The organism is Rhizobium sp. PP-F2F-G48, from assembly GCF_004342335.1.
In the GTDB taxonomy this organism is placed as follows: domain Bacteria; phylum Pseudomonadota; class Alphaproteobacteria; order Rhizobiales; family Rhizobiaceae; genus Ferranicluibacter.
Genome location: NZ_SLVH01000001.1, coordinates 715795 through 734006, shown reverse-complemented (window position 1 = coordinate 734006; position 18212 = coordinate 715795). Strand labels below are relative to the sequence as shown.

At 64.6% G+C, this 18212-nt stretch carries 15 protein-coding genes; 6 read left to right on the top strand and 9 right to left on the bottom strand.

Translation table 11 applies throughout. The features are described from left to right. Nucleotides 1-228 precede the first annotated feature (228 nt). From C8J36_RS03325 to C8J36_RS03310, 4 genes are all read left to right on the top strand, one after another. Entirely contained in the window at nucleotides 229-1206 is a 978-nt protein-coding gene (locus tag C8J36_RS03325) for a sulfate ABC transporter substrate-binding protein (protein WP_132532609.1), read from the top strand. A gap of 175 nt (nucleotides 1207-1381) precedes the next feature. Then, on the top strand, nucleotides 1382-2203 hold the full coding sequence (cysT, locus tag C8J36_RS03320) for a sulfate ABC transporter permease subunit CysT (RefSeq protein ID WP_165914932.1): 822 nt from the start codon (nucleotides 1382-1384) through the stop codon (nucleotides 2201-2203). A gap of 2 nt (nucleotides 2204-2205) precedes the next feature. Next, on the top strand, nucleotides 2206-3132 hold the full coding sequence (gene cysW, locus C8J36_RS03315) for a sulfate ABC transporter permease subunit CysW (RefSeq protein ID WP_132532607.1): 927 nt from the start codon (nucleotides 2206-2208) through the stop codon (nucleotides 3130-3132). Beyond that, a complete protein-coding gene (locus tag C8J36_RS03310; protein ID WP_132532605.1) occupies nucleotides 3129-4154 on the top strand; it encodes a sulfate/molybdate ABC transporter ATP-binding protein in 1026 nt (341 codons plus the stop codon). Before cysW ends, C8J36_RS03310 begins: the two co-directional genes overlap by 4 nt. Before the next feature lie 55 nt (nucleotides 4155-4209). On the opposite strand, the gene mgrA is transcribed toward C8J36_RS03310, so the two are convergent. The 8 genes from mgrA to C8J36_RS03270 form a co-directional block, all read right to left on the bottom strand. Then, nucleotides 4210-5241, bottom strand: coding sequence for an L-glyceraldehyde 3-phosphate reductase (gene mgrA / locus C8J36_RS03305; RefSeq protein ID WP_132532603.1), 1032 nt, complete (start codon nucleotides 5239-5241; stop codon nucleotides 4210-4212). 202 nt (nucleotides 5242-5443) lie between these two features. Then, the gene (locus C8J36_RS03300; RefSeq protein ID WP_132532601.1) at nucleotides 5444-6577 is read right to left on the bottom strand and encodes a Gfo/Idh/MocA family oxidoreductase; all 1134 of its coding nucleotides are present in this window, start codon (nucleotides 6575-6577) and stop codon (nucleotides 5444-5446) included. Between the two features lie 30 nt (nucleotides 6578-6607). Then, a complete protein-coding gene (locus C8J36_RS03295; protein WP_132532599.1) occupies nucleotides 6608-7369 on the bottom strand; it encodes a sugar phosphate isomerase/epimerase in 762 nt (253 codons plus the stop codon). Nucleotides 7370-7419: 50 nt separating this feature from the next. Then, complete coding sequence (locus tag C8J36_RS03290) at nucleotides 7420-9885, bottom strand: glycoside hydrolase family 2 protein (RefSeq protein ID WP_132532597.1); 2466 nt, start codon at nucleotides 9883-9885, stop codon at nucleotides 7420-7422. Nucleotides 9886-10040: 155 nt separating this feature from the next. Further along, the gene (locus tag C8J36_RS03285; protein ID WP_062592736.1) at nucleotides 10041-11129 is read right to left on the bottom strand and encodes an ABC transporter ATP-binding protein; all 1089 of its coding nucleotides are present in this window, start codon (nucleotides 11127-11129) and stop codon (nucleotides 10041-10043) included. A 5-nt stretch (nucleotides 11130-11134) separates the two neighbouring features. Continuing rightward, the gene (locus C8J36_RS03280) at nucleotides 11135-12079 is read right to left on the bottom strand and encodes a carbohydrate ABC transporter permease (RefSeq protein ID WP_062592733.1); all 945 of its coding nucleotides are present in this window, start codon (nucleotides 12077-12079) and stop codon (nucleotides 11135-11137) included. After that, entirely contained in the window at nucleotides 12072-12998 is a 927-nt protein-coding gene (locus C8J36_RS03275) for a sugar ABC transporter permease (protein ID WP_132532595.1), read from the bottom strand. Before C8J36_RS03275 ends, C8J36_RS03280 begins: the two co-directional genes overlap by 8 nt. Nucleotides 12999-13195: 197 nt before the next feature. After that, the gene (locus C8J36_RS03270) at nucleotides 13196-14431 is read right to left on the bottom strand and encodes an ABC transporter substrate-binding protein (protein WP_132532593.1); all 1236 of its coding nucleotides are present in this window, start codon (nucleotides 14429-14431) and stop codon (nucleotides 13196-13198) included. Between the two features lie 443 nt (nucleotides 14432-14874). Here C8J36_RS03270 and C8J36_RS03265 point away from each other — a divergent pair, with 443 nt between their 5' ends. Next, entirely contained in the window at nucleotides 14875-15954 is a 1080-nt protein-coding gene (locus tag C8J36_RS03265; RefSeq protein ID WP_132532591.1) for a LacI family transcriptional regulator, read from the top strand. 101 nt (nucleotides 15955-16055) lie between these two features. Here the strand turns inward: C8J36_RS03265 and gndA are convergent, their stop codons facing one another. Continuing rightward, on the bottom strand, nucleotides 16056-17495 hold the full coding sequence (gene gndA, locus C8J36_RS03260) for an NADP-dependent phosphogluconate dehydrogenase (protein ID WP_132532589.1): 1440 nt from the start codon (nucleotides 17493-17495) through the stop codon (nucleotides 16056-16058). 280 nt (nucleotides 17496-17775) lie between these two features. Here gndA and C8J36_RS03255 point away from each other — a divergent pair, with 280 nt between their 5' ends. Continuing rightward, nucleotides 17776-18177, top strand: a complete 402-nt coding sequence (locus C8J36_RS03255; protein ID WP_132532587.1) for an SRPBCC family protein — start codon at nucleotides 17776-17778, stop codon at nucleotides 18175-18177. Nucleotides 18178-18212: the final 35 nt, after the last annotated feature.

Here is an 18212-nt window from a genome sequence, read left to right as displayed (position 1 = left end):
CCCGAAGGGAGATTACACGCCCCGGTCGCCGTGTCCAGCAGGGGCGGCGGCCGGAAACATCGACTTTCGCAGCAAAGACCGGAATGCCCCGTGACGACGACAGGTTTTCCGCCTCGGCCTCCTTCCCGGCAATATTTTTCCCGGATGGTCGAACAACCTGCGATAGCCGACCTCGGACAGAGAGTGCCACCACCCTATGATGCCGCCATCAACCCACCGGAGATCCGAATGAAACGCTTCCTCCTGATCGGTGCCGCCCTTGCCGCATTGACCGCTTCCGCCCATGCCGACGACAAGCTGCTGAACGCGTCCTACGACGTCTCGCGCGAACTGTTCGAGACGGTCAACGAGGCCTTCGTCGCCAAACATCCCGGCGTCACCGTCGACCAGTCGCATGGCGGATCGTCCAAGCAGGCGCGCGCCATTCTCGAGGGCCTCGAGGCCGACGTCGTCACCTTCAACCAGGTGATCGACATCGATGCGCTGGTGAAGGGCGGCTTCGTCACCGACGACTGGAAGAGCGACTTCCCGAACAATGCCTCGCCCTATTACTCCTTCCCGGCCTTCCTCGTGCGCGAAGGCAATCCGAAAGGCATCAAGGACTGGAGCGACCTCGTCCGCGACGACGTGAAGGTGGTGTTCCCCAATCCGAAAACCTCCGGCAATGCGCGCTATACCTATCTGGCAGCGCTCGCCTTCGCCAAGGAGACCTTCAAGGACGATCCGGCCAAGGTCGATACCTTCATCGCCAAGCTGTTCGACAACGTGCCCGTGTTCGACACCGGCGGTCGCGCCGCCACCACCACCTTCGTCGAGCGCGAGACCGGCGACGTGCTGATCACCTTCGAGGCGGAAACCAAGGGCATCGCCAAGGAATTCGGCGAGGACAAGTTCGACATCGTCGTGCCCTCCGTCAGCCTGCTCGCGGAATTTCCGGTCGCCGTAGTCGACAAGGTCGTGGACAAGCATGGCACCCGCGATCTGGCGAAATCCTATCTCGACTTCCTCTACACGCCCGAAGGCCAGACGATCCTTGCCGAGAACGGCAACCGTGTGAACGACCCGGCGGTCGCCGCCAAGTTCAAGGATCAGTTCCCGGACATCCGGCTCTTGAAGGTCGAGGACGTGTTCGGCGGCTGGGCCAAGGTGAAAAAGGAAGAGTTTGCCGAAGGCGGCCATCTCGACAAACTTTACGGCAGCCGTTGATCGCAGGCGTAATCTATGGAAAACGGAAGCCGCGGCGGGACACGACGTCCCCCGCGGCTTCCATCCGTTTGCAGCATCGCCCTTGACCAGTGACAAGGGCCCCGCGCTGCGGCCCGTCACCGACCGCCGGATGGCCCTCGCCCGCCGCGCGATCCAAGAGATAAGAGGACCGGCCTTGGCTCGGCGCATTCTTCCCGGCCTGCCGCTGACGCTCGGCATCACGCTGGTCTATGTCGCCGTGATCGTGCTGCTGCCGCTCGGCGCGCTGATCTTCAAGGCGGCAAGTCTCGGCCCGGCCGATTACTGGACCATCGTCTCCTCGGATCGGGCCGTCGCCAGCTATCGCGTGACGATGCTCTGCGCTGCCGCTGCGACCGCCTTCAACCTCGTCTTCGGCATGGCGCTCGCCTGGGTCATCGTGCGCTATCGCTTCCCCGGCCGCCGCATCGTCGATGCGCTGGTGGACCTGCCCTTCGCCCTGCCGACGGCCGTGGCCGGCATCGCGCTGACGACCCTGTTTGCGAACAACGGCTGGTTCGGCGGCGCCTTGTCGACGCTCGGGCTCAAGGTCGCCTATACCCCCCTCGGCATCATCGTCGCCATGGCCTTCACCAGCCTGCCCTTCATCGTGCGCACGGTCCAGCCGGTTCTCGAAGAGCTCGACGGCGCGCTGGAAGAGGCCGCCCAGACGCTCGGCGCGAGCGATGGCGAGATCTTTCGCAAAGTGCTGCTGCCGCAGCTGTTCCCGGCCCTCCTCGCCGGCCTGTCGCTCTCCTTCGCCCGCAGCCTCGGCGAGTTCGGCGCCATCATCTTCATCGCCGGGAACCAGCCCTACGAGACGGAGATCACCGCCCTCCTCGCCTTCATCCGGCTCGAGGAATACGACTATCCCGCCTCCGCCGCCATCGCCTCGGTCATGCTCATGGCCGCCTTCCTCATGCTGGCGATCACCAATATCCTGCAGACCCGCGCCCTGCGCTACACGGTGAAGGGCTGACCATGGCGACCGCAGCGAAACCGAGAAACCGCCGCCCGCCGCGCATCGGCGAGAAGCCGATCTTCCGCAACGGCCTGATCGCGATCGTCCTCGTGCTCGTCCTGCTCGTCATCGTCGCCCCGCTCGCCATCATCGGCGTCCAGGCCTTCTCCAAGGGCGCCGCCTTCTTCGCAAAGTCGATCACCGACCGCGACACGGCGCACGCCATCTGGATGACGGCGCTGACCGCGCTGATCGCCGTGCCGATCAACACCGTCTTCGGCGTCGCCGCCGCCTGGGCCATCACCAAGTTCGACTTCCCCGGACGCCGCCTGCTGCTCGTGGTCATCGAGATCCCGTTCTCGGTCTCCCCCATCGTGGCCGGCGTCGCCTATCTCTTCGTCTACGGCCTTCAGGGCCTGTTCGGCGACGCGCTGCAATCGGCCGACATTAAGATCCTGTTCGCGCTGCCGGGCATCGTGCTGGCCAGCCTGTTCGTCACCGCGCCCTTCGTCGCCCGCGAGCTCATCCCGCTGATGCAGGCTCAGGGCCGCGATCTTGAGGAGGCGGCGACCTCGCTCGGGGCGAGCGGCTGGCGCACCTTCTTCTCGGTCACCCTGCCCAACATCAAATGGGCCCTGCTCTACGGCGTCATCCTCTGCAACGCGCGCGTCATGGGCGAATTCGGCGCCGTCTCGGTCGTCTCGGGCAATATCCGCGGCCAGACCAACACACTGCCGCTCCATATCGAACTGCTCTACCACGACTACAACGCGGTCGGCGCCTTCGCCGCCGCCTCGATCCTTGCAAGCCTCGCCATCGTCACGCTGATCGCCAAGGTCGCGCTGGAGCGCCGCGGCGCCGGCCGCGTCCGGCGCCCGGCCCTGGCCGGGCCTGGGCTTGCGGGCCCAACCCTTGAAACGACTGAACCCGGGATGTCCAAGCCGTGAAGATCCGCCTCGATACGATCGTCAAGACCTTCGACACCTTCCGCGCCGTCCACGGCGTGTCGCTGGAGATCGAAAGCGGCGAACTGGTCGCCCTGCTCGGCCCTTCGGGTTCCGGCAAGACGACGATTCTCCGCATGGTCGCGGGTCTCGAATATCCCGACGAAGGCGCGATCTTCTTCGGCGAGGAGAACGCCACCGACATCGAGGTCCGCCACCGCGGCGTCGGCTTCGTGTTCCAGCATTATGCGCTCTTCCCGCATATGACGATCGGCGAGAACATCGCCTTCGGCATGAAGGTCTCGAAGACCCGGAGGTCCTCAGCCGAGATTGCCGAGCGGGTGGAGGAGCTTCTGCGCCTCGTCCAGCTCGACGGCCTGAAGGATCGCTTCCCCGCGCAGATCTCCGGCGGCCAGCGCCAGCGCGTGGCGCTGGCACGGGCGCTTGCCGTCGATCCGAAGGTGCTGCTGCTCGACGAGCCCTTCGGCGCGCTCGATGCCAATGTGCGGCGCGACCTGCGCCGCTGGCTGCGCAAGATCCATGAGGACCTCGGCATCACCACGCTGTTCGTCACCCACGATCAGGCCGAAGCCCTCGACCTCGCCGATCGTGTCGTCATCCTCGACAAGGGACGCATCGTGCAGGCGGGCACACCGGAAGAGGTCTGCCGCGCGCCGGACAATGCCTTCGTGATGAATTTCCTCGGCGACGCCAACCGCCTGAGAGCAACCGTGACCGCCGGCCGGGCCAGCGTCAACGAGATCCTGTTCGATGCGGCAGGCGTGCCCGACGGTCCGGCCGAACTGTTCTTCCGCCCGGCCGACGTCATCTGGCGCGAAGAGGGTGCCGGCATTCCCGCCGTCATCCTGCGCGTCATCGACCGCCCGGATTCCAAGCGCATCCTCGCCGTGACCGCGGACGGCCAGCATGTCGAATTCGACACCGCGCCGGAATTCCCCTTCCGCATGCAGGCCCGGGGAACGCTCGAAATCCTGCGCCCGAAAGTGTTCGCGGCGTCAACCTGATCCGACAGGCCGGCCATCAGACCGGCCTGTCGAACGTGAGACTGAAGCCAGATCGTCAGGCCAGTTCGGCCGACTTCGCCCAGAGATTGATGTCGGCCTCGCGGGCATAGGTGTCGATCTCGGCCAGTTCCTCGGCCGTGAACGACAGGTTGTCGATCGCCTTGACGCAATCCACGATCTGCGACGTCTTGCTGGCGCCGATCAGGGCCGAGGTCACGCGTCCGCCGCGCAGCACCCAGGCGACGGCCATCTGTGCCAGCGTCTGGCCGCGACGCGCGGCGATGTCGTTGAGCTTGCGCACGTTGTCGATGACCTCCGGGCGGATGAGGCGCTGGTTGAGATAATGGTTCAGCGCCGCGCGGCTGTCGTCGGGAATGCCGTTCAGATACTTCGTCGTCAGCATGCCCTGCGCCAGCGGCGAGAACACGATCGTGCCCACACCGAGATCGTCCACCGTATCCAGCAGGCCGTCCTCCTCGACCCAGCGGTTGATCATCGAATAGCTCGGCTGGTGGATCAGCAGCGGCGTGCCGAGATCCTTGAGGATGGCGGCGGCTTCGCGCGTCCGCTGCGAGTTGTAGGAGGAGATGCCGACATAGAGCGCCCGGCCGGAGCGGACGATATGATCGAGCGCACCGCAGGTCTCCTCGAGCGGCGTGTCCGGATCGAAGCGGTGGGAATAGAAGATATCAACATAGTCGAGGCCCATGCGCTTCAGGCTCTGGTCGCAGGAGGCGATCAGATATTTCCGGCTGCCCCATTCGCCATAGGGACCCGGCCACATATCGTAGCCGGCCTTGGACGAGATGATCATCTCGTCGCGATAGGGCTTGAAGTCCTGCTGGAAGATCTCGCCGAAGGCCGTTTCGGCAGCGCCATAGGGCGGGCCGTAATTGTTGGCGAGATCGAAATGGGTGATGCCGAGATCGAAGGCGGTCTGGCACAATTCGCGCTTCAGCGCATGCGGCGTGGTCTCGCCAAACGTGTGCCAGAGCCCGAACGAGATCGCCGGCAGCTTGAGGCCGGAGCGGCCGCAGCGGTTGTAGATCATCGTGTCGTAGCGGGTGTCGGCGGGGTGCCAGGTCATGGTGGTTCCTCCATGGGAGTGTCCCGACGGGCCGCCGCGCAGATCCGGCGGCGGCGGCGTGTGGGTCCCTGATTGTTATCAGCGCCGGACGAACGGGGCCGGCGCGGCCGCTTCGGTTCGTCAGACGCGGCTCTTCCATGTAACGCAGAAGCCCGGAGACCGAAACCGGTTTCCGGGCTTCTGCAGGATGACGTGCGGGAGATCAGCGCAACAGCGCCCGCGCCGCCTCGATGCCGAGCGGGGCCGGCTGGGTGCAGGTGGTGGTGAGGTCCACGAACCGGCCTTCGTCACCCGACTTCAGGATCGAGACCATGACATCGACGCCATGCAGCGTGCGCTCCAGCGAGCAGCGCGGGTCGCGTTTCTCGGTGATCGCCTGCGCCATGTCGGCAAGCCCGGCCGTCCGGTAATTGGCGATCGGTCCCTGCGGATGCTCCTGGTTCTCGACCGAGAACGGATGATCCCAGCGATCGACCGGCGAGATCTCCTTGCCCTTGCCGCTGACCTCGACCTTGCCGCCGAAGAAATTGGGGTCCGGCACGTAGAGCGAACCCTCGGTGCCGTAGAGCTCCATATTGCCGTGGCGATGCGACCAGACATCCCAGCTCGCCGTCAGCGTCACCGTCGCGCCGCTGTGGAATTCGAGAAGCGCGTGAATATTGGTCGGCGTCTTCACCGGGATGACCTGGCCCTTGCGCGGTTCGCTGGAGATGGTGCGGGTCTTGGCGGCCTTGGACGCGAGCGCCGCGACGCGCTTCACCGGACCGATGAGGTTGATCAGGTTGGCGACGTAATAGGGGCCGAGATCGAGCACCGGACCGGCACCCGGCAGGAAGAAGAAGTCGGGATTGGGATGCCACATCTCCATGCCGGGGCTCATGACGTGGCAGGTGCCGGAGGTGACGCGACCGATGCGGCCGCTGTCGACCTGGGAGCGCGCCAGCTGATGCGCGCCGCCGAGGAACGTGTCCGGCGCGCAGCAGACGGTGAGACCCTTCGATGCGGCCAGCGACCGCAATTCCTCGCCCTGCTCCAGCGTCAGCACGAGCGGCTTCTCCGAATAGACGTGCTTGCCCGCCTCCAGGATCTGCCGGGAGACCGGGAAATGCGCATCCGGGATCGTCAGATTGACGACGATGTCGATCTCCGGATTGGCGAGCAGTTCATCGATCGACTGCGCCTTCACGCCGTATTCGCCGGCGCGGGCTTCGGCCGCCGCCGGATCGATGTCCGCGCAGGCGCGGATCTCGATGCCCTTGAACAAGGGTGCGAGCCGGAAATAGGTGGTGGAAATATTGCCGCATCCGATGATGCCGACGCCGAGATCCTGTGTCATGACGTGTGTTCCCTTGAAAAGGTCGTGCTGTCAGAAGGTCTTGATGGAGGCGATGGAGCGTTCGGCAAGCCGGGCGAGATCGCTCGGATTGTCGTGCTCGACGATGTAGGTCTTGGCCGGCGTCGCGGCGAGACGGGCATAGAGGCCCTTCCAGTCGACCGTGCCATGCCCGACATCCGCCCAGCCATCCTCGTTCGTGTTCTCGCCGGCCGGCGCGATGTCCTTGACGTGGACGGCGGTGATGCGGTCGGCATAGCGGTCGATCCAGGCGAGCGGATCGGCGCCGCCGCGGATGACCCAGGCGATGTCGGCTTCCCATTCGAGATCCGGGCCGCCTTCGAAGATCAGGTCCATCGGCACGGAGCCGTCCGGCAAGGCCACGAATTCGAAATCGTGATTGTGCCAACCGAAGCCGAGACCGGCCGCCCGGACCGGCTCGCCCGCCTTCTGCAGCCGGGCGCCGAACGCCTTCCAGCCCGCAGCGTCCGTCGGACGGTTTTCGGGCAGGACATAGGGGCAGTAGATCGTCTCGATGCCGAGCATCTTCGCCACCTCGATGGCGCGATCCGGATTGGTTTCCAGCATGTCGAGGCTGAAATGGCCGGTCGGCATCGTCAGGCCGTTGCGGTCGAGATCCGCCTTCAGCGCCTTGACCGCGCTGTCGTCATGATCGCCATAAAGCGCGCCATAGCCCTCGACCTGGCTGTAGCCGGCCTTGGCCACGAGATGCAGGGCATCCGAGAGCGGCGGAAAATTGCGGGCGGTGTAGAGCTGGAAGCTGAGCGGTCTCATGGAACTGTCCTTTTCATGAATGCGGGTCGGTCTTCGCCCTGCTGGAGGCGTCAACCGGCCGAAGATTGCAGATCGTAGGCGGTAAAGACCGGCGTCGGGCCCTCGCCCGGCGTCGATGGCGTGAAGCGCACCGTGCGGCTTGCCCCCGCGGTCAGGTCGAAGGCGTTGTCGCTGAAGCGACCGGAAACGCCCGCCTCGACCATCACATGGAGGGCCAGACCCTTGGCGGAGACCGTGACGTCGATGCCACCGGCGGCATCGCCCGCAACGGCCGACGTGGCGATGGTGAGGCCCGACGGTTCGAGATCGAGCGCCTTGTAGGTTCCGGGAACGTGGTGCCCCTCGCCCCGCGCGCCATCGGACGCCTCGAAGGTCCAGAAGAGCAGCATGCCTTCGGGGATATCGGCGGCGGGAAGCTCGACCAGCGTCGCCGCGCGATCGGCCGGGCAGGTGCCGCTCGCCGCCACCAGCGGACGGCGTTCGCCGGCCAGGGTGACGAGAAACGTCTGGACCTCGATGCTGAGCGGGGCGCGGGTGTCGTTGACCATCGATAGCGATAGCGTCTTCCCGTCGTCGGACGGAATGGCGGCCACCGCGACCGGCTGGAAGAAGCGGCGCACCATATAGTGCATCGCCTTCCAGCTGCCGCCATAGTCGAGGCTCGACCAGGAAGCGACCGGCCAGGTGTCGTTCAGCTGCCAGTAGAGCGTGCCCATGCAATGGGGCTTCAGCGAGCGCCAGAACTCCACCGCCGTCTTGATGGCGAGGCCCTGCTGGACCTGGCTGAGATAGACGAAGCTCGCGAAATCCTTGGGAAAGCGAAAGTAGCGGAACATGGTGCCGGCGATCCGCTCGTTGCCGCCGGCATTCTTCTGGTGGCTCTCCATCACCGGCGAGGCGATGTTGAGATCCCTGGCCGCCGCGAAGTCGTGGATAACAGGCATCGACGTATAGGACTGGAAGCCGAATTCCGAGCAGAAGCGCGGCCGCACGGTCCGGTAATTGTCGAACGACTTGTTCTCGTGCCAGACCGACCAGTAGTGCATGTCGCCGGCCCCATCGGCGTGCCAGGCATCGCCGAAGTTCAACGGCCCCACCGCCGGGCTGGACGGCCACCAGATCAGGTCCGGCGCGGCCTTCTTCATCGTCGTCTCGATGGTCCGGTTCAGGCGGTCGTAGGAGACGAGGTAGCGATCGCGATCCCGGCGGCTTTCCTCGAACCAGGTGAGCGCGCCGACCAGCTCGTTGTCGCCGCACCAGAGCGCGATCGAGGGATGCGACGACAGACGCCGCACCTGGTCGTCCACTTCGGCTGCGACATTGTCGAGGAAATCCTGCGTCGAGGGGTAGAGGTTGCAGGCGAACATGAAGTCCTGCCAGACCATGAGGCCGAGCCCGTCGCAGAGGTCGTAGAACCAGTCGGGCTCGTAGAAGCCGCCGCCCCAGACGCGGATCATGTTCATATGCGCACCGACCGCCGACTGCAGCAGATCCTCGACGCCGGCCTCGGTGACGCGGGAAAAGAGCGCGTCGGCCGGGATCCAGTTCGCCCCGCGGCAGAAGATCTCGACGCCGTTGACCCGGAACGCAAAGCGGCTGCCCGCCTCGTCCGGATCGGTGAGAAGTTCGATCCGGCGAAAGCCGATGGTCTTGCGGACGCGGTCGCCGCCGACGGACACGACGAGACGCGAGAGCGCCTGCGCGCCGCTGCCGGCCGGCCACCAGAGGTTCGGTTGCCGCACAGGAAAGACATGCTCGACCGTGGTGATGCCCTTGAAGACATCGACATCGATCGTCCCGACGACGCCATCGAGGTCGAAGGCGACGGACGCGTGTCCTGCCTCGGCGGCGAACAGCGCGGCGGAGACCACGAGATCGACAGAGCCGTCCGCATGCCAATCCTGACGCGTCGTCACATGCTCGATCCGGGCCGCCACGAGGCGCTTCAGCAGCGGCGGCTCGTAGACGCCGAGGGGAGCGATGGCGATGTTCCAGTCCCAGCCGAAATGACACTGGACCTTGCGCAGCATGCTGCCGTTGGGAATGGGCGAGTTGGCCGTGGAATAGGGAATGTAGAACGGTTGCCTGGCCTGCCGCTCGGCGCTCTCGCGCACGGAGGACTTGATGACGAGCTTCAGCCGGTTGGTGCCGGACACGAGTTTGCCCGTGACGTCGGGACGATAGCGGCGGAAGCTGTTGTCGGCTTCAAGCACGAGCGCATCGTTGAGGAAGACGTCGACCACCGTGTCGAGACCGGCAAGGTCGAGATACCAGCGGTCGGTCGAAGCGGTATCGTCGAGATCGAACGTCCGCTCCAGCACCCAATCCCGCTCGGCCACCCACTGCACGTCGGCCTCGTTGCGCCCGACATAGGGGTCGGGAATGACGCCGGCGGACAGCAGCGCGCTGTGGACGTCGCCGGGGACCGGCATGGTCAGCGCATGCGCCGCATCGAGGCTCGACAGGGTCCAGGTGCCGGAGAGATCGGTGGTGATGGTCGGGGTGGTATCGGGCATCTTGTCGTCTCTGTTCGGTCGGGTTTGCTCACGTCGTCGGGTCGCGGAGGTCGGGCCCCCGCCCCTCATCCGGCTGCCGTCCCCTCTCCCCGTTTGCGGGGAGAGGCCAGGGTGAAGGGCAGCGCTTCTCTCGAAACGTCACGGCACGGTCGTCTTCACAACCTCTGCTCCGTGCCGGCATCGAAGATCGAGGCCATGCTCATGTCGATGCCGAGGCGGACCTGCGATCCCGGCGCGTAGCGGCGCGCGCCGGCGATCCGGACCGACATGGTCTGACCGGCAAGCTTTAGCCAGAGAAGATTGTCCGCGCCCATCGGCTCCTCGATATCGACGACCGCCGCATGCGCGTCGCCGCCGGCGGGCACCTCGTCCACCGTCACGTGTTCCGGCCGGATGCCGAGGACGACGGAGGTGCCGGGGAGGATCGGGCTGCGGGCGGGATAGGCGTCGATGGCGAAATCCACGCCGGAGACGCTGACAACCTTGCGACCGGCCTTCTCCTCCACCGTTCCGCGAAAGAAGTTCATCGACGGCGAACCGATGAAGCCCGCGACGAAAAGGTTTTCCGGCGCGTTGTAGATCGTCATCGGATCGGCCAGCTGCTGGATGACGCCGCTCTTCATCACGGCGATGCGGTCGGCGAGCGTCAGCGCCTCGATCTGGTCGTGGGTGACGTAGATCATCGTATTCTTCAGCGACTGGTGCAGCCGCTTGATCTCGACGCGCAGCTCGGACCGGAGCTTGGCGTCGAGGTTGGACAGCGGCTCGTCGAACAGGAAGACGTCGACATCCCGAACAAGGGCCCGGCCGATTGCCACGCGCTGGCGCTGGCCGCCGGAAAGCTCCGCCGGCTTGCGCTTCAGGAGCGGCTGGATCTGCAGGATCTCCGCGGCACGGGCGACGCGCTTGTCGATCTCCGGCTGCGGCATCTTGGCGACCTTCAGGCCGAAGGACAGGTTCTTCTCGACGGTCATCTGGGGATAGAGCGCATAGGACTGGAACACCATGCCGATGCCGCGATCCTTGGGCTCTTCCCAGGTGACGTTCTTGCCCTTGATGAAGATCTGCCCGTCGGAGATTTCGAGGAGCCCGGCGATGCAGTTGAGCAAGGTCGATTTTCCGCAGCCGGACGAGCCGAGCAGCACGAGGAACTCGCCGTCGCGGATATCGAGATTGAGGTTTTCGAGAACGGTGACTGCGCCGAAGCTCAGCGACAGATCCTGGATGGAAACGCTTGACGTCATGAGGATCAGCCTTTCACGGCGCCGGCGGCGATGCCGCGCACGAACAGTCGCCCGGAGATGAAGTAGACGATGAGCGGCACCGCGCCGGTGAGCAGCGTTGCGGCCATGTTGACATTGTATTCCTTCACGCCCTGCACCGAATTGACGATGTTGTTGAGCTGGACGGTGATGGGATAGTATTCGGGCCGGGTGAACACGACGCCGAACAGGAAGTCGTTCCAGATGCCGGTGATCTGCAGGATCATCGCGACCACGAAGATCGGCAGCGACATCGGCAGCATGATCCGGAAATAGATCATCCAGAACCCGGCGCCGTCGATGCGGGCCGCCTTGAACAGTTCCTCCGGCAGCGAGACGAAATAGTTGCGGAAGAGCAGCGTCAGGATCGGCATGCCGAAGATCGAATGGACGATGATGAGGCCGCTCAGCGTGCCGTAGATGCCCATTTCGCGCAGGATGATGACGAGCGGGTAGATCATCACCTGATAGGGAATGAAGGCACCGATGATCAGGATGATGAAGAACACCTCCGACCCCTTGAAGCGCCAGTTGGCGAGCGCATAGCCGTTGATCGAGGCAAGCGCGATCGAGGCGATGGTCGAGGGCACGGTGATGCGCACCGAATTCCAGAAGCCGCGCGACAGGCCGTCGCAATTCAGCCCCGTGCAGGCGCTCGACCAGGCTTTGACCCAGGGCTCGAAGGTGATCTCGACCGGGGGCGAGAAGATGTTGCCGAGCCGGATTTCCGGCATGCCCTTGAGCGAGGTCACGATCATCACGTAGAGCGGCAGCAGGTAATAGCAGGCAAAGACCAGCAGCGTGCCGTAGACCATGATGTTGGTGCCGGAAAAGGCGCGCGCCGGACGCTTGCCGCGCGGACCGGCCGCAAGCTGTCGCTTGGACGCGTCGATGGCGACGGCCGTGGTGTTGAGGGAGGCGATATCAGCCACGCTTGCGTCCTCCGAATTCGAGATAGGCCCAGGGGATGATGATGATCGCGACGGTGAGCAGCATCATGGTGGAGGCGGCAAAGCCCTGGCCGAGATTCTGGGCCTGGAACATGTAGTCGTAGACGTATTTCGCCGGCACTTCGGAGGAGATGCCCGGACCGCCGCTCGTCTGCGCCACCACGAGGTCGTAGACCTTGACGATGCCGGAGGCGATGATGACGAGGGTGGTGATGAACACCGGGCGCATCATGGGGATGACGATGAAGAGATAGGTCTTCCAGGCGGGAATGCCGTCGATCCGCGAGGCCTTCCAGATCTCCCCGTCGATGCCGCGCAGTCCGGCGAGCATCAGGCACATGACGAGGCCCGTTCCCTGCCAGAGTGCGGCGATCAGGATGCCGTACATCACGAGGGCGGGATCGTAGAGCGGATCGAAGCGGAAGGAGGTCCAGCCGAGCGAGCGGATGACCGACTGGATGCCGAATTCCGGGTTCAGGATCCACTGCCACACAAGGCCCGTGACGATGAAGGACAGAGCGAAGGGATAGAGAAAGATCGTGCGGAACGTGTTCTCGAAGCGGATCTTCTGGTCCATCAGCGCCGCCAGCAGGAAGCCGATGAGCAGGCTGAAGATCAGCGAGAAGATGCCGTAGATCCCGAGATTGATGATCGACATCGTCCAGCGCGGAGCGGCCCACAGGCGCTCGTACTGGTCGAAACCGACAAAGCTCATCCGCGGCAGCAGCCGGGAATTGGTAAACGAATAGAGCACCGTCCACAGCGTGCCGCCGGCGAAGATGACGACTGCGGTCAGGATCATCGGGATCGACGCGATCTTGGCGCTCATATTGCGGAAATACTGGTTGGGCCGGGTGGATTTCCGGACCGGCGTGGCAACTGTCGTTGCTGGAACCGTCATCGGCAGGCGCCTCCTCTTGGCTCTCCCCGACAGGCAGAGCGCGACGAACATGGAGCAAGGGCGGGGCGGTCCCGGGCCTCATCGAGGTCCGGGCGCGGATGCCAAGCATAATCTGCGGCGGGCATGCCGCCATCCCAGAGGACGGCGGCGACGGGGCGGCGAAGGCGGAAAGCCTTCACCCTCCCTTCGTCCCGCCTTTACTCGGCAGAGGCGATGATGCTGGCGAGGCGTTTCTGCCCGTCCTCGGGCGTCATGGTCGTGCTCGAGAAGAATTCGGAGAACAGGTCCTCCTTCTGCTTCTGGATGTCGGCCGAGAGAAGCTCGTCGGCGCTCTTGACCACATTGCCCTTGGCGAGGATGTCGATCCCCTTCTTCATGCAGTCATTGGTGGCCGACATATCGACGTCGCCACGAACCGGGAGCGACCCCTTCTTGAGGTTGAACGCGACCTGCGTCGCCGGATCGAGGATGGTCTTGGCAAGGACGCTCTGCGCCTCGGCCTTGGCTTCGTCCTTGAGCAGCGGGAAGTAGAACGCGTCGCCGCCGGTCGAGATCATGGCATTGACGCCGAGGCCCGGAAGGCAGGAATAGTCGGTGCCGGCCTTCTGGTTGGCGATCTGGAATTCGCCCTGCGCCCAGTCGCCCATGATCTGCCCGCCGGCCTTGCCGGTGATGACCAGATTGGTCGCCTGGTTCCAGTCCTGGACGTTCGAGCCCTTGGCCATGCGCCGCGCATCGTCAGCCGCCTTGAAGATCTTGGCCATATCCGGGCCGGTCAACGCCGCCTCGTCCTTGTCGCCATAGGCCTTGAGGTAGAAATCCTTGCCGCCGAGCGACAGGAGAAGCACATCGAACAGACCGGCGGACTGCCAGGCCTGACCGCCGAGCGCGAGCGGAACGATGCCGGCTTTCTCAAGCGCCGGGCCGGCCGCCACGAACTCGTCCCAGGTCTTGGGAACCTCGACGCCGGCCGTCTTGAAGGCCGCGTTGGAGAGCCACAGCCACTGCCAGGAGTGGATGTTGACGGGGGCGCAATAGATCTTGCCGTCGATCGTGCAGGCGTCGAGCAGGCTCGCGGGCCGGATGACCTCTTTCCACTTTTCGGCCGTCGCCACATCGGTCAGGTCGCGCATCAGGCCGGCCTGAACGAGCTCCTCGGCCTGACGGCCATGGTTGAACTGCGTGGCGCCCATCGGGTCGCCGCCGGTGATGCGGCTGATCATGATCGGACGCGCCGTGCCGCCCGAGCCGGCGATCGCGCCGTCCACCCATTTGTTGCCGGTGGCATCGAACGCCTTGGCCAGTTCCGCGACCGCCGCGGCCTCCCCGCCGGACGTCCACCAATGCGTCACCTCCAGATCGGTGGCATGAGCCGCACCCAGCGGCAGAACTACACTGGCAGCCAGAATTGCTGCGCGAAACCGTGTCATCATGAGTCTCCTCCCTCACTGTAACGTTGCCGTAAAAACCTAGCGGATGTCGGGAATGCGCGCAACACGGCAGAGAGCAAATTTCTTGTGATCCACGAATTTCTACTTTAACGCGATCTATTCGCCCATGAGGAACGGACCCTCCGACCCTTAGGTGCAGTGCACGATCCGCGTCTGAGGCAAAGAAGCCGTTGAAACGATGATGTCATTAGAATGACTGCCTAAAAGAACGTCTGACTGCCGCTCTGCAGTGCAGCAAACGGAAACGACGGGCGGACCGCTCGTGTGACGATTGCAACCGAGCGCGCGTCCCATCAAATGAACATCGGATCAACTGTATCGTTGCAGATTTTTGGTGTAGGCACGACAGGAGCGAGTTTGGTCAAGCTGCATCGAAGTGGTAGGGATAGCCGGCTTCATGGGCCGGAATGGAAGGGCAGGCAAGGATGGACGACACGAAACGAACCGGTGGTTCCACGCCCGTATCAGCCGAGACAGGCGCCCAGACCGGCAGTGCCCGCCCCGCATCGAGCCTGCCTGCCAACGATCGGCCGACGCTGAAGACGATCGCCTTCATGACGGGACTGGGCATCACCACCGTGTCGCGGGCGCTGAAGGATGCACCCGATATCGGCGCGGAAACCAAGGAGCGCGTCCGTCTCGTCGCGCGGCAGGTCGGCTACCAACCGAACCGCGCCGGCGTCCGGCTGCGGACCGGCAAGACCAACGTCATCAGCCTCGTCCTGTCGCTGGAAGAGGAGATCATGGGCCTGACCAGCCCGATCGTCGTCGGCATCTCCGAGGTGCTGGCGGCCACGCCCTACCATCTCGTGGTCACGCCCTACAGCCCCTCGCGCGACGCCCTCGCCCCGGTTCGCTACGTGCTGGACACGGGCGCGGCCGACGGCGTCATCATTTCGCGCACCGAGCCGAAGGATGCGCGCGTGGCGCTGATGCTGGAGCGCAACTTTCCCTTCGCCACGCATGGGCGCACCGAGATGGGGCTCGCACACCCCTATCACGACTATGACAATGAGGGCTTTGCCTATGCGGCGGTGCGGACGCTGGTGGAACGCGGTCGTCGTCGGCTGACCCTGCTGCAGCCGCCGCCCCACCTCACCTTCCACCGGCACATGCGCCATGGCTTCGAACGCGCGGTCCGCGACTTCGGCGTCGAGACCGTCCCGTTCGACGATGTCGATATCGATCACTCGCTGATCGATATCCGCGCCGCCTTCGAAACGCTGTTGCGCGGCGGCGTCGTGCCGGATGGCATCGTGTCGGGAAGCGGCGCCGGAACGATCGCCCTGATCGCCGCGATCGAAGCCACCGGCCGCAAGATCGGACAGGATCTCGATGTCGTCTCGAAGGTGCCGAGCGACTTTCTCGGCTGGCTGCGCCCCGAGGTCATCACCATGAAGGAGGACATCCGCCATGCCGGCCATGAACTCGCCAAGGCCGTTCTCGCCCGCATCGCCGGGAAACCGGCGGAAGAGCTGCAGAGCCTGAGCGGCGTCGACAGATAGGCCGGCGCTTCGTCAGCGTCGGATTGAGGAAAACCAGAACAGAAAGGGCCGCGCGAGAATGTCGCGCGGCCCTTTTGTTCGTGGAGACGCAGATCGCCGGCTTACGAGCGTTCGGCGACGAGGCCGCTGCCCCAGGGGCCGTGATGCGAATCCTTGCCGTCGGTGCGGTCATAACCATGGGCGCCGAAATAGTCGCGCTGGGCCTGGATCATGTTCGCCGTGCCCCGGGCGCGACGATAGCTGTCGAAATAGCCGAGCGCCGAGGCGAGCGCCGGAACCGGAAGGCCGCCCAGCACCGCCGTGGAGACGACGCGACGCAACGGGCCGTCGGTATCCTTGACCATGGCGGCGAAGGCCGGGGTGACGATGAGGTTCGCGGCATCCGGCGATTCGGTAAACGCCTTGGTAATCTCATCGAGGAACTGCGAGCGGATGATGCAGCCGGCACGCCAGATGCGGGCGATGGTCGGCATCGGCAGGTTCCAGCCGAACTCGCGCGACGCTGCCGCCATGACGGCAAAGCCCTGCGCATAGGCGCCGATCTTGGCCGCAAGCAGCGCGTTTTCGAGATCGGCCAGGAAGGCCGCCTTGTCGCCGATCGACAGCGGCGGCACGTCCGGCAGTCCGAGAATTTTTTCGGCGGCCTCGCGTTCGGCCTTCATCGACGACAGGCTGCGGGCGGCAACGGCGGCTTCGATGCCTGTGGCCGGCACGCCCATGTTCTGCGCCTCGATCACCGACCACTTGCCGGTGCCCTTCTGGCCGGCCTTGTCGAGAATGACATCGACCAGCGGACCGGAGCCGAGCTGGTCGCCGGCGCGCAGGACGATTTCGGAGATCTCGATCAGGAAGGAGTTGAGACGGCCCTTGTTCCAGGTCGCAAAGACCTCGGCGATCTCGGCGGCGCTCATCTTCAGGCCGTCGCGCAGGATACCGTAGATCTCCGCGATCATCTGCATATCGGCATATTCGATGCCGTTATGGATCGTCTTGACGAAATGACCCGCACCGTTCTCGCCGAGCCAGGCGACGCAGGGATCGCCTTCGTAGCGCGCGGCGATCGAGGTCAAAACCTTCTCGACGCGCTTCCAGCTTTCCTCCAGACCGCCGACCATGATCGAGGGACCATGGCGCGCGCCTTCCTCGCCACCGGACACGCCCATGCCGATGAAGGTCAGGCCGCTGTCCTTCAGCGTGTCGAAGCGGCGCATCGTGTCGCGGAAATTGGCGTTGCCGGCATCGATCATGATGTCGTGCGCTTCCAGATGCGGCTTCAGGATTTCCATCTGCTGATCGACGGCATCGCCGGCCTTGATCATGATGATGATCGGCCGCGGCGGCTTGATCGCCGCAACAAAATCCTCGATCGTTTCGCAGGGGATGATGCGATCCTTCAGATCGCCGGCCTCTTCGTAAAATTCTCTCGTGCGCTCCACCGTGCGGTTGAACACCGCGATCGTGTTGCCCTTTTCGGCAATGTTGAGCGCGAGGTTGGACCCCATGACGCCGAGCCCGATGAGGCCGATTTCCGCCTGTGCCACGTGTATGCCTCCGTTAGATCCTGGAACGCGGGGATGCCGGTGTCCGGCAGGCGCTCCATCCATGTGCCCTACCCGCAATGCCGACCGTCGCAGCCGGTTGCCCGATGGGTGAACGCCGCAAGTTTTGGCACCGGAAAGAAGGAACCACAAGACATTGTTGAAGTCGCAAGCTACATTTCCGGCGCGACGCCGGGAGAGCGGCGGACGATCGGCAAGCCTGCGAGGACGGCTTCGGCCTGCGCCGGCGCGCCGGCGCATCGGGTCCTGGAGGAGAGCGGAAATGATCCGGAACGTTCAAACGGTCGATGTGGTCATCGCGCGCGACGCGGCTGCGGTCTATGCCTATGCGAGCCACCCGGAGACCATGCCGCTCTGGGCCTCAGGGCTTGCAAGCGGCTTGCAACCGGCCGGCGATCACTGGATCGCGACAGGCCCTCTCGGCACGGCGAAGATCTTTTTCACCCCGACCAACAGTCTCGGCGTCATGGACCACACAGTGGTGCTGGAGACGGGCGAGACAACCTACAACGCCTTCCGCGTGACGCCGAACGGTGAAGGTGCGGTGGTCGTGTTTACGGTTCTGCAGCAGCCGGGCGCCGACGCGCAGAGCTTTCGGCGCGATGTGGAATGGGTCCGCAAGGACCTGATGCAGCTCAAGCACATCCTGGAACCCGGCCTTTAACCGAGGCCCGTCGGGGTCCGGATTCGGCGTTTGAC

Bases quoted from the DNA above. Each gene is read 5' to 3' on its own strand.
- C8J36_RS03325 (WP_132532609.1), top strand. From the start codon at position 229: ATGAAACGCTTCCTCCTGATCGGTGCCGCCCTTGCCGCATTGACCGCT.
- cysW (WP_132532607.1), top strand. From the start codon at position 2,206: ATGGCGACCGCAGCGAAACCGAGAAACCGCCGCCCGCCGCGCATCGGC.
- mgrA (WP_132532603.1), bottom strand. From the start codon at position 5,241: ATGACCTGGCACCCCGCCGACACCCGCTACGACACGATGATCTACAAC.
- C8J36_RS03300 (WP_132532601.1), bottom strand. From the start codon at position 6,577: ATGACACAGGATCTCGGCGTCGGCATCATCGGATGCGGCAATATTTCC.
- C8J36_RS03295 (WP_132532599.1), bottom strand. From the start codon at position 7,369: ATGAGACCGCTCAGCTTCCAGCTCTACACCGCCCGCAATTTTCCGCCG.
- C8J36_RS03290 (WP_132532597.1), bottom strand. From the start codon at position 9,885: ATGCCCGATACCACCCCGACCATCACCACCGATCTCTCCGGCACCTGG.
- C8J36_RS03285 (WP_062592736.1), bottom strand. From the start codon at position 11,129: ATGACGTCAAGCGTTTCCATCCAGGATCTGTCGCTGAGCTTCGGCGCA.
- C8J36_RS03275 (WP_132532595.1), bottom strand. From the start codon at position 12,998: ATGACGGTTCCAGCAACGACAGTTGCCACGCCGGTCCGGAAATCCACC.
- C8J36_RS03270 (WP_132532593.1), bottom strand. From the start codon at position 14,431: ATGATGACACGGTTTCGCGCAGCAATTCTGGCTGCCAGTGTAGTTCTG.
- C8J36_RS03265 (WP_132532591.1), top strand. From the start codon at position 14,875: ATGGACGACACGAAACGAACCGGTGGTTCCACGCCCGTATCAGCCGAG.
- C8J36_RS03255 (WP_132532587.1), top strand. From the start codon at position 17,776: ATGATCCGGAACGTTCAAACGGTCGATGTGGTCATCGCGCGCGACGCG.